Here is an 11,854-nt window from a genome sequence, read left to right as displayed (position 1 = left end):
TATTATAGTGTGACTTTTTTCACATTGCAATAGCTTTTCAGTTAGTTCATTGTTTGTTCACAATTTCACATTCTGTAGAACTGATAAAAATATCCACAAATAGACTCAGCCTACGTGCAATCTGCTTAATATGGACTATTTATCTCACAGTATGTGTGGGCCAAGAATCATAACGTACAACAAAAAAACAAGCCTCAACCAAAATAGTGTCAGCTTGTCCAAGACATAGCACACTTCTGGTAAGACTTGTTGATACATGCATGTTGCAAAGCTTACTTGACTGTTGCTTATAGCAGTCCCTCGATCACAGATCTCATGGACTCAGGGGATTCCTTTGGCTCGAAGCGCGCAACAGGAGCACCACTGCGATCCACTACGAATTTGGTGAAATTCCACTGAATCTCACCCTCCGGTTGGTCTCCAGGCTGCTTTTGCTTCAAATACTGGAATAGCGGAGTGGTGTCCGGACCGTTCACTTCTACCTTAGCGAACACCGGGAAATTCACGCCATAGTTCAATTTACAGAACTCTTCAGCTTGCTCACTCGTGCCCGGCTCCTGCCCACCAAATTGGTTGCAAGGAAATGCTAGTATAGTTAATCCTCTATCTTTGTATTCATCATATAGCTTCTGCAATTCACCGTACTGTGGAGTCAAGCCACATTCGCTGGCCGTATTGGCAATGATCAGAACCTTACCTGCGTAGGTCTCCAGGGATTGCACCTGATTGGCAGGGGTTATTGCTTGAAATGAATGTACTGACATGTAGCTCATCCTCCTTATATGTTCAACTTTCGATCATATCTATCATACTCAATTTGGCGGGATAATCCAAATGTGTACTTGGGAGGCTGGCGATATGCCTATCCGGATTGGAGCATAATCTCCTGACGACGCTGTTCGCGCTGCGCTCGTGTTAGCTTGGGACAAGAGTAACAATACTCTCCTTCACCAGTCTTATAGTACTGGCAGCAGGAAGGCTTCATATACATCGTTGTCCCTGGATTATGCGGGTTATCCAACTCGACGAATCGAATACTGAAGGGGTTCCGTGTCCGTCCGAAGAGGGCTCCCTCCATCGTATGTGTTACATAGCCATAGTCTCGCTCCAGTCTGTCACGCTCCCCTTCCATTTCTAGCATCGGCAAGACCTGATCTCGGAAATAGAGCAGCCCGAGTGGCATTTGTCCCCACAGCTGTCCGATGGGCGCGGATACCGCCTCAGCCAAATTCTCCAAAATGGGACGGATCGTATCCGAGAAGAAGAAGTTGAACTGCGCATCAGCCCAGCTATCACGCAGCTCCGGGTTCACGGGACCAGACTCCGTATCATCTAGTGGCTGGAATTGCAGTGACGGATATCCATCTGCATATTTCACATGAATGACGAGGTTGGATGGCGCCAGGTTGACCGTTCGATTCATGACCGACACCATATAATGCTGTGCCATCACCAGACCTCGCATGTAACCGGCACAGTATACCCCCGCTGTCACAATATCATCGCAATCCATATGATCGAGAAACCGGTTAGCCAATAGCAGTGCCGCACCCGGATTGCTCAGATCTGAAGCTGGAACAGAGTAGACTGCCTGCTCCGGATGGGTAAATATAATCTGGCCGTAACGTGCGAGAAGCTCATAGTCCATCGGCTTCATGCTGTATCGCCTTCTTTCTGCAAGCGGCTGTCCATGCCGCCTGTCATTCAGACATCTAAGGTATCTGATCAAACATAACTCAACAACATCATAGTCTGCCGCTACATGTCTAGCACATGCCTGTTATTCTACACAACCACGTACCTTCTTATCTCGCTCGCTACTGTAATCATCTTGTCTTGCTTTGCAGTGGTTGCACTGTAACTACAGCAGGCTAACAACGCATCAGCAACACATTACAGGCTTATCGCCCAGCAGCTACGCGAATCATCCGCTCTACTTGTTCTGCCGGAGCAGCTGCAGAATCAGATGCTGTATTCACTGGTGCATTATGACCTGCCAGAGCATATGGGAGACACAGCGGTACGCCAGAACGTGGATCCGTCACAATGTCTGCCTCAATGCCGAATACATCCCGTAATACTTCACAAGTCATTACATCAGCAGGAGAACCGACAGCCTGTGCCTTGCCTTTCTTAATAGCTATCATGTGGTTCGCATAACGAGCTGCATGATTCAGATCATGTACGACCATAACAATAGTCCGTTTCGCATCCGTATTCAAGTGCTCCAGCAGCTGCAGCACCTCTAGCTGGTGAGCCATATCGAGGAAGGTTGTAGGCTCATCCAGAAACAATATATCCGTCTCTTGGGCAAGCGCCATGGCAATCCATGCACGCTGACGTTGACCACCAGACAATTGGTCGATCGGGCGATCGTGGAATTCCGTCATGCCCGTCACCTCAACAGCCCACTCCACAATCTTACGGTCCTCCGCCTTCAGGGAACCAAAGCCCTTCTGATACGGAAAGCGTCCATAGGATACCAGTTCAGTCACTGTAAGTCCTTCAGGTGCAGTCGGATTCTGTGGCAGAATGGCTAGTTGCTTGGCTACCTCCCGAGTTGACTGTTTATGGATGGATTTGCCGTCGAGCAGGACCGTTCCTCCCTTGGGCTGCATGATCCGGGCCATGGTCTTGAGAATAGTAGACTTGCCTGAGCCGTTCGCGCCGACCAATGCCGTAATTTTTCCTTGCGGAATTTCAATATTCAGATCCTCTACAATAAGACGCTCCTCATAGGCAATATTCAGACCGACTGTATTCAAACGGAACATGCTCATCATCCCTCTCAATTATGTGTACTATGCGAATCGTTATATGGACTGCTTGGACTGTTACCTAAGCTTCATTTCTACTAAAGCCAACTAGCCACGTGATCTTGCCAGCAAGTACAGGAAGTATGGTGCACCAATCACGGCTACCACAATACCTGTAGGTATTCCTGACGGTTGAATGACGGTTCGTGCAATGCTGTCCCCTACCAGCATGATTAACGCGCCCACAAGCGCGGATACGGGGATGAAATACAGGTGCCGTGGCCCGACAAGTCTACGTGCCACATGCGGTCCGATCAGACCAAGGAAGCTAATTCCACCGCTCACCGAGACACAGGAGGCACTCAGAGCCACAGCGGCAATCAGCAGCACCAGACGTTCACGATTCAGACGGCTGCCAAGACCCACTGCAGTCTGATCTCCAAGCATGAATACATCCATCTGTCTGGCCTTCGTCAGCACAAACGGAATCAGAATCAATATCCAAGGCAGCAGAGCGGCTACAAATGTCCAATTCGTCCCCCATATACTGCCTGCCAGCCAGTTCGCTACAAAGTCATATTGCCTCTCGTCCAGTCTGATGACCAGCACCAGCATAGCAGCCTGAATACCAGCCGCCATAGCAATGCCCGCAAGCAGCAGTCTGGTCGTAGACAGACCCTTATGTCGGCGGTAGGCCAGCAAATATATAGACAATGCAGCTACCATCGAACCGACTATAGCGATGAAAGGTAGCCGGAACGGGGAAGCGCCTGTACCAAGCGGATTCAAGGTGATGAATAGCGTCACCGCCAGACCAGCACCCGAGTTAATCCCGAGAATTCCCGGATCGGCAAGTCCATTCCGCGATACCCCCTGCAGGACTGCGCCCGCCACTGCCAAGCCGGCTCCGATCAATAAGCAGATGACAATGCGCGGCAACCGGAATTCAAACAAAATGAGCGACTCCTTGCTGCTGCCCATACCGAACAACGTTCTCATGACCTGCATCGGAGACAGCGCCGTATAGCCGGTGTTCATGCTAATGACAAATACAATCACAATTAATATAAATAACAGCCCAGATACCTTGAGCAGCCTGGATTGACGACTGGAGCTCCACAGATTGGGTTCCATGCTAATCCCTCACCTCTTTTCGAATAAGATAGAGGAAGTACGGGACACCAATTAGCGCAAGCATCGCTGCTGCAGGTGTCTCGTGATTGGGATGAACCAGACGTGCCGCAATGTCTGCCACGACCATGAGCAGGGCTCCCAATACCGCAGAGCAGGGAATAATCCAACGATAATCCTTACCGACCAGGAATCTGGCGATATGAGGAATGACCAGACCAATAAAGCCTACGGCTCCGGCAATAGCTACAGATACACCAGCAAGCATCATGACCACAAGACATGCCAGCAGTTTGACAACACCTGTGCGCATACCCAGTCCAGACGCTACATCATCCCCCAGACTGAGCACCGTGATGAATCGGGATAAAAGTAAGGCCCCGACTAAGCCAAGAGCAATCCAGGGAAAGGTATACATCAGCTGCTCCCAGCGTGTACCCGCTACCCCCCCAGCGATCCAGAAATCAATATTCTGAGCGACTTTATTGATCAGTGCGATTCCCTGACTAAGACTATACAGGAGCACCGATATCGCAGACCCAGCCAATGCCATGCGAACGGGCGTGAGCCCTCCCCTCGACAATTGTGCGATCCCAAAGACGAGGAATACCCCAAGGCCTGCTCCAAAAAAGGACATCAGCATCAGTCCGTTAAATGTCAAAAACGGTAAAAAGGCAAAGGATATAGCCAAGGCAAACCCTGCGCCCGCATTAATACCGAGCAGACTTGGATCCGCCAGCGGATTACGCGTCATCCCTTGCATAATAGCTCCCGAGGCTGCAAAAGCAGCTCCTACCATCATGGCCGCGATTACACGGGGCAGACGCAAATCCCATACGATCTGGTGATCGGTGAGATCAGGGTTAAAGGACGTAAGGGCTTGAACCACAATAGACAATGGGATCTTCCTGGCACCGACTGCAATCCCCAGTGCCATCATCAGGATCAATGCTGCTATTCCAAGGAAAATGACAGCAAGCGCAGTCCCTGGACGGGACCATATTCGGTTTTGCAGCTCTTCCTGCTTCATTGCGGAGCGATTCATGCTTAAGCCTCTTTCATTACGATATCTTGATGATGGTTTCATGTAATCTTCATCTTCACTCTATTAAAGATACTGATAATCATTATCAAGTGTCAATAGCCACGGACATTTTTTTGCATCCATTCTAGGGCTTCCCTGCTTTCTGCTAACCAGAAGCTTCCAGAGCATTCAAGCTTAATCATATTTGGTCTAAACAATAGTATGCCTGAGTTCACGTGTTTTCTTATCCATACAAAAGAAGCCTCCTGCTCAAGGCAGAAGGCTCTATTGGAAAAAGTGCTCATTTTACGATAGCAGAGCATGTGGCAACTGAAGTGAGATGTAATGTAGCCGCTGAAACTGCATCAATGCTTCACAATCTTGTTACTCGGATCAACATCATAGCCAGGTACCTTCTCTTCATATAAATGGGAACGCTCCTGGAACCAGCGATAAAGATGCGTCACAACGACCTTTAACACAGCGTAGCCAGGTACCGCGAGAATGATCCCCACGACCCCGAACAGATTACCCGCCGTCAAAATAACAAAGATAATTGTAATCGGATGCACACTAAGGGATTTACCCATAATTTGTGGTGAGATGAATTTCCCTTCGATCAATTGGACCACTGTCCAGACCACAATCATCTTCAACAGCATAATTGGAGAAGTTACCATCGCTACAATCAGCGCCGGAGTAATCGCAATCGCAGGTCCGAGGTAAGGAACGATACTGGTGAAGGCTGCAATCGCAGCAAGCGTAAGAGAGTAGTCCAAGCCGATGATCAGATAACCGATATAGAGCAACACACCAATACAGAAGCTCACGATAATCTGACCACGAATGTAGGAGCTCACTTGGTGATTCATCTCTGTCATAATCCGGTGCGAGGACTCACGCAGAGCTGTCGGTATTAATTTCAGAATATATGCGGGCAGCTTCCTACGGTCCTTGAGGAGATAGAATAGGATGAAGGGAACCGTAATAACGGCAATCAGCGTCTCGGTCACAGCACCCAGGAAGGTACCAACCCCTGTCCAGGCACCGTTCACGATATCCGTAATGCGCGTTGTGGCTTGCCTCATCAGCTCCTCAGGTCGAATGTTGATGGCACTCTGGAACTGAGCCATGAAGTCACTGCCGATCAGTGCCTCAAACTGTAGCTGCACTTGCTCCGTGTAGGTAGGAACATTCGTAACGAGCATTGTCACTTGATCACGGATGACTGGAATGACCGAAGTAATGATGATCGTGATGATCCCCGCCACTGCCAGGTACAGAATAATAATGGAGTAGGCACGCTTCACCTTGAAGCGCTCCAGAATGTCCACAATCGGGTTCAACAGGTAGAATGCGACCCCTGTCAGGATCAGTGGCAGCAGTACTGTTTTGAGAAACACGACAAATGGATCGAACACAAATGAGATACGTGTGAAAATGAGAATGTTCAGCCCGATTAGCAAGGTAACCAGCAAGAACAAGACAAACTTGTTGTTCAGAAAGAAACGCTTGAATCTGTCTCTCCAGTCCAGGTTATTCTCCATACATTCCTACCTCTCCGTATACAATTCTCTCTGGTGCACTTGTTCTTCGATCGAATTGGCCCGTCAGGGTCTTCCTTGTCTCTATCTACCTCTTGCCCCTCGACGGCCTCCTGCTTGACCACCACGTCCGCGAGAGGTGCTACCCTGGCCACCTTGACTGCCTCGGTTGCCCTGACTGCTCTGACCACCACGACTGCCCCGGCCTACTCGACCTTGCCCCGAACGTTCACTCTGCCCGGATTCTGTACGGCTAGCGCGTTCGAAGCTACGCACATCTTGCTTGCCACGACCTTGACCTTGACCTTGACCTTGACTGCGACCTTGACTGCGACCTTGACCTTGGCCTTGACCATCACCTTGACCGCGACCTTGACCCTGAGCTTGACCTCGTCCTTGGCTTGAGCTTGAGCCCCGACGTGAATCCCTCTCCCGATGAGAGGAGGATGACGCACGGCCTCGGCTATCTCGGCTTCCTTGTCCTCGACCTGAGCTATCACGGCCTCCGTGTCTACGACTCGGCCCTGAGCCATCACGGCGCGATTCACGGCGGCTAACTTGTCCGAAGGACTCCGAATCTGATTCAGACTCCTTGCGGCTTGATCCAGACCATTCCGCCCTCGAGAACTCTAGTCCCGCTGTCTTCTGAATGATCCGCAGTGTCTGCATATCTCCCGGAGCTGCGAAAGTGACAGCTACCCCTTTGCCACCAGCACGTCCAGTACGACCGATCCGGTGAATATAGCTCTCGGCATCCTGTGGCATATCATAGTTGAACACATGAGTGACGCCTTCCACATCCAGACCCCGAGCAGCGACATCGGTAGCGACCAGCAGCTCAAGCTTCGCTTCACGGAACGCCTTCATGACCTGCTCCCGCTTATTCTGCGACAGATCCCCATGCAGCTCACCACTCTTATAGCCCATGGCTTGCAGCTCTTCATTCAGCTTGGCCGCCCGCCGCTTCGTGCGGCAGAAGATCACAGCCAGATAAGGACGATGGGCATTGATCATGTCCACAAGTGCCTTCTGCCGAGTACGATCCGTGCACTCCACCACCAGCTGTCGAATCTGCCGCACAGGCACCGGTGATGCGGCTTCGACTTTTACATCTACAGGGGTATTCATATATGCTCTTGCAAGCTTGCGCACCGCAGGTGGCATTGTCGCCGAGAACAACATAGTCTGTCTTTGCCCAGGAGTCGCTTGAATAATGGTCTCGACCTCATTCAGGAAGCCCATATGAAGCATCTGATCGGCTTCGTCCAGCACCAGCATCTTCAGGCCGCCCAGCTTCAGTGATTCTCTCCGCATATGATCCAGCAGACGCCCAGGTGTGCCAATGACCAGTTGCGCACCACCTTCGAGCTTACGCAGCTGTCGCTCCACATCCTGTCCTCCGTATACTGCTAGCAAGGAGATTCCCTCGGTCGTAGCAGCCAGACGCTTGGCTTCCTCTGTAATCTGCAAGGCCAGCTCACGCGTAGGTGCAATAATAAGTGCTTGCGGATAACGCTTGCTCCGCTCGATCTGCTCAAAAATAGGCAGGAGGAAGGCGAGCGTCTTCCCTGTTCCGGTATGTGCTTCTGCAATGACGTCTTTCCCGGCCATTAGCTGGGGAATAGATTGACGCTGTACTGGCGTTGGCGCCGCAATGCCTTGCTCCTTCAGAGCATCTACCCAATGAGACTGTATACCTAATGAAGCAAAATTATTACTCAAACTCAACCACTTCCCTAATCTAGTATAGATATATCATGAACCGTTCATATCAAGTTGATCCCAGTATACGCGATGTTGATCACTGTTTCCAACTTAAGGCTCCACTAGCACTGCACTAGCGCGTTATTAACGCGTTACTAGTGGCCAGATAAAGAGCGGAGGTCCATCCGACTCAGAAGATTCCGGCTCTCCTCGTTCAATCCCGTAAGCTCCACTTTACGGCCTGTCTCTTCGTACTTATTCAGCACCTTGCCAATGGCCGTGACAGCGGAGTGGTCCCAGATGTGAGAGCGCGTGAAGTTAATCTCAATCTGTGCAGGGTCCTGTGCCGGGCTAAAATGCTCTAGAAAATGCGAAGCCGATCCGAAGAACATCGGGCCAGACACTTCATATACCTTTAGCTCCTCATCGCTACGTACGTGTACCTTGATCTTGGCCATGCTCCAGCCGAAGTTCAGGGCACTGAGTAGCACACCCACCATGACACCTTTGGACAGATCATGTGTGTAGACGACGATGGCTACAGTGATGACCATAATTAACGCCTCTGCACGCGGTACCCGGTGAATCGTCGTAATGGATTTCCAATTGAAGGTCCCAATACACACCATGAACATCACGCCCACCAAGGCCCCCATTGGAATCTGCTTCACCACACTGCCTAATACAAGCAACAGGAAGGCCAGGAACACTCCCGCCGTCAGTGTAGACAGTCTCCCGCGAGCACCCGACTTCACGTTAATAACAGACTGCCCGATCATAGCACAGCCTGCCATCCCGCCGAAAAAGCCTGTAACCACATTCGCGATCCCCTGCCCGCGCACCTCACGGTTCTTGCTACTGCGGGTATCCGTCATTTCATCAACAATCGTAGCGGTAAGCAAGGATTCGAGCAATCCGACAAGAGCCATCGTAAAGGCATATGGAGCAATAATACTCAAAGTCTGCATTGTCCACTCGATCTGTGGAAGATGGAACATAGGCAAGGTGTTCGTTAGAGCACCCATGTCACCGACACGCTTGATATCGAGATTCAGAAGCGCGGTAAGAATGGTCATGACAATGATTGCCACTAATGGAGCCGGGACGGCCTTAATGAAGCGTGGCAGAATATATATGATCGCCAGTGTACCCGCAACCATCGCATACATCACCCAGCCTGCCCCCTGGAAATGAACCAGCTGCGCCATGAAGATCAGTATGGCCAGCGCGTTCACAAAGCCGGTAATGACGGATTGTGGGACAAAGGTGATGAAGCGTCCAACCTTGAATAGGCCCAGTACAAACTGAATAATGCCGGTCAGAATCGTAGTCGCGAACAAATACTCCACTCCGTGATCCTTCACCAGACCGACCATCAGGACGGCCATGGCGCCTGTAGCCGCCGAGATCATGGCTGGTCGACCTCCAGCAATGGAGATAACGATAGCGATCGAGATCGAGGCATATAGACCGACCATCGGGTCCACACCTGCAATGATGGAAAAGGCAATAGCTTCAGGAATAAGCGCGAGTGCGACTGTCATTCCTGCCAATATGTCGGCCCGGATATTACCGAGCCATTGTTGTCTGAGTTTCATAGATTCTTAAGTTACCCTCCTTGAATATAGCTGAACCGGTTGAATGGATTGCCCTCTGCAGTTCGGTGCAGGTATGCCGTGCTGCAATCCTATCCGATCTTCATTTTTTGAAGGCCCCTCTCAGACCTTCTACCCGTTATGTTCAGTCCACCATTATAACTTAACTTATGTATATTTATGAGTTATCCATCGAACCAAATCCCTACTTTCCTCCTGAATACTCTATTAATCACTAAAATTCTAACTATTTCAAGCATCGTATAAATTATCTCTTCGTGATGTACACCTCTATTATTCGTGCAGCTGTACCCTCTATTAAATGAAAACTCTCTACATTTCTTCATCTATACAGGTATAGACTGAAACTTTCCTGAGTCCAGGCCCATGCTACAAAAAAATCAGACAAACCCTGAGCCACAGCGTGGTCAGAATCTGCCTGATTTGAATATCGAATACAGAAGAAATACGAACATCAGCAGGGCTACTATGAAGCCCACCTCAATAGCCGGAACATTCCATAAGACCGTCGTCTGGTGCGTCAGAGACGAACCGATGATTAGCCCCACCATAATAATGCTAAAGGCCAGCAGTACGATACTGAACGATAGCCGATTGCTAATCTGATCCAGCCGTCGCAGCAGCTGCTCCAGCTCAGGTACCGTGACCTCCAGCTTGAGCTTGCCCTTACTCATCGTAGTGACTAGCTGTCTGGCCTGACCCGGTAGCTGAGTCAGTGCTTCAGCCAGCTCAAGGACCCCGCCCAATACCTTATCCCCGATATTACGGGTGCTATAGCGCTCCTTCAAAAGTCTGCGCCCGAATGGCTCTGCCATGTCCAGAATGCTGAGACTGGGATCGAGATTGGCAATGACGCCTTCCATCGTCAGCAACGCCTTGCCAAGCATTAGCACATCGGAGGGAATACCGATCCGGTGCCTGCGTGCAGCGCTGAACAGATCATCCACCGCCTGTCCAAGCCGAATCTGGGCGAACGGGACATCACCATATTCCTCCCGCAGCAGATTGAGATCCCGGCGCAGCCCTCGGATGTCTGCATCCTCATCAATCAGACCAAGCTTCTCGATTGCCCGAATCATGGCATCCGTATTTTTGCGCATCAAGGCGATAATCAAGGCAGCGAGCTGACTCTTCATTTCCTCACTAAGCCGACCTACCATGCCAAAATCCATATAGGCCAGCTTCCCCGATTCCATGACCATCAGATTTCCTGGATGAGGATCGGCATGGAAGATGCCATCCATGAAGATCTGCTGGAACATGCTGTTGACCAGCTTACGCGCGATCTCGGGAAGATCATAGCCCTGACGAATCAGCTCTTCACGATCGCTGAGCTTAATCCCCTCCACATATTCCATGGTGAGGATGCGCGAGGCTGTGAACTCCCAGAATACTTTGGGAATATGGACATCCGGGTCCTCTGGAAAATGCATCGCAATCTTCTCATTATTTCGCGCTTCATGACTATAATCCAGCTCATGAATGAGCGATTTGCCCAGCTCCTCCACCATCTGTGGTAGCTGGTACTGCTCGACCCATACCCAGCGCTTGGCAGCCAGTCCCACGAAATCTCGCAGGATATCCAGATCTCGGCGGATGATTCGATCCACACCTGGACGCTGAATTTTAATAGCTACCTCTTCACCACTGTGGAGCCTCGCCAAATGAACCTGCCCAATAGAAGCAGCTGCCAGTGGTGTATCCTCGAACCAGGACACCATGTCATGCAGTGGCATATTCAGCTCCTGCTCCAGAATTCCCTTCGCTGTCTCGTGAGAGAACGGAGGCACCTGATCCTGTAGCTTGGTCAATTCCTGAACGATGGAAGCCGGAATAAGATCAGCGCGAGTACTCGCCAGCTGCCCCAACTTGATGAATGCCGGGCCCAGGTCCTCCAGCAGTAGCCGAATCCGCTCACCTAGCGTCTTCGTCGTAGGTTCTTCCCGAGTCAACCATTTGCGCGGCAATGTCAGAATGTGCACCAGTCCTAATTCCTCAACCATATAACCAAAGCCATGACGCACCAGCGCCATGGCGATCTCACGATAACGACCAGCATGCCTTACGCGAACAGCCATG

The 11,854-nt window shown here is 50.6% G+C and carries 9 protein-coding genes; all 9 read right to left on the bottom strand.

Annotated features, from left to right (window positions below; translation table 11 throughout):
* Positions 1–287 precede the first annotated feature (287 nt).
* The 9 genes from D328_RS0106120 to D328_RS0106080 all read right to left on the bottom strand — a co-directional run bounded on the left by D328_RS0106120 (position 288) and on the right by D328_RS0106080 (position 11,853).
* The gene (locus D328_RS0106120) at positions 288–764 is read right to left on the bottom strand and encodes a glutathione peroxidase (RefSeq protein ID WP_018884088.1); all 477 of its coding nucleotides are present in this window, start codon (positions 762–764) and stop codon (positions 288–290) included.
* A gap of 98 nt (positions 765–862) precedes the next feature.
* On the bottom strand, positions 863–1,657 hold the full coding sequence (locus D328_RS0106115) for a (2Fe-2S)-binding protein (RefSeq protein WP_018884087.1): 795 nt from the start codon (positions 1,655–1,657) through the stop codon (positions 863–865).
* A gap of 244 nt (positions 1,658–1,901) precedes the next feature.
* Complete coding sequence (locus D328_RS0106110; protein WP_018884086.1) at positions 1,902–2,774, bottom strand: ABC transporter ATP-binding protein; 873 nt, start codon at positions 2,772–2,774, stop codon at positions 1,902–1,904.
* Positions 2,775–2,864: 90 nt separating this feature from the next.
* Positions 2,865–3,890 (bottom strand): FecCD family ABC transporter permease, encoded by a 1,026-nt coding sequence (locus D328_RS0106105; protein WP_018884085.1) that lies wholly within the window; start codon positions 3,888–3,890, stop codon positions 2,865–2,867.
* Position 3,891: 1 nt separating this feature from the next.
* Positions 3,892–4,932 (bottom strand): FecCD family ABC transporter permease, encoded by a 1,041-nt coding sequence (locus D328_RS0106100; RefSeq protein ID WP_018884084.1) that lies wholly within the window; start codon positions 4,930–4,932, stop codon positions 3,892–3,894.
* A 344-nt stretch (positions 4,933–5,276) separates the two neighbouring features.
* Positions 5,277–6,458, bottom strand: a complete 1,182-nt coding sequence (locus tag D328_RS0106095; protein ID WP_018884083.1) for an AI-2E family transporter — start codon at positions 6,456–6,458, stop codon at positions 5,277–5,279.
* 81 nt (positions 6,459–6,539) lie between these two features.
* A complete protein-coding gene (locus D328_RS0106090; protein ID WP_018884082.1) occupies positions 6,540–8,177 on the bottom strand; it encodes a DEAD/DEAH box helicase in 1,638 nt (545 codons plus the stop codon).
* A gap of 137 nt (positions 8,178–8,314) precedes the next feature.
* The gene (locus D328_RS0106085) at positions 8,315–9,757 is read right to left on the bottom strand and encodes a SulP family inorganic anion transporter (protein ID WP_018884081.1); all 1,443 of its coding nucleotides are present in this window, start codon (positions 9,755–9,757) and stop codon (positions 8,315–8,317) included.
* Positions 9,758–10,182: 425 nt separating this feature from the next.
* Positions 10,183–11,853 (bottom strand): ABC1 kinase family protein, encoded by a 1,671-nt coding sequence (locus D328_RS0106080; protein ID WP_018884080.1) that lies wholly within the window; start codon positions 11,851–11,853, stop codon positions 10,183–10,185.
* Position 11,854 lies beyond the last annotated feature (1 nt).

The sequence above is a fragment of the Paenibacillus massiliensis 2301065 = DSM 16942 genome, from assembly GCF_000377505.1.
GTDB classification, from domain to species: Bacteria; Bacillota; Bacilli; order Paenibacillales; family Paenibacillaceae; genus Paenibacillus; species Paenibacillus massiliensis.
Note: the sequence above shows the minus strand (reverse complement) of the source record. Positions and strands in the feature narration are given on the sequence as shown.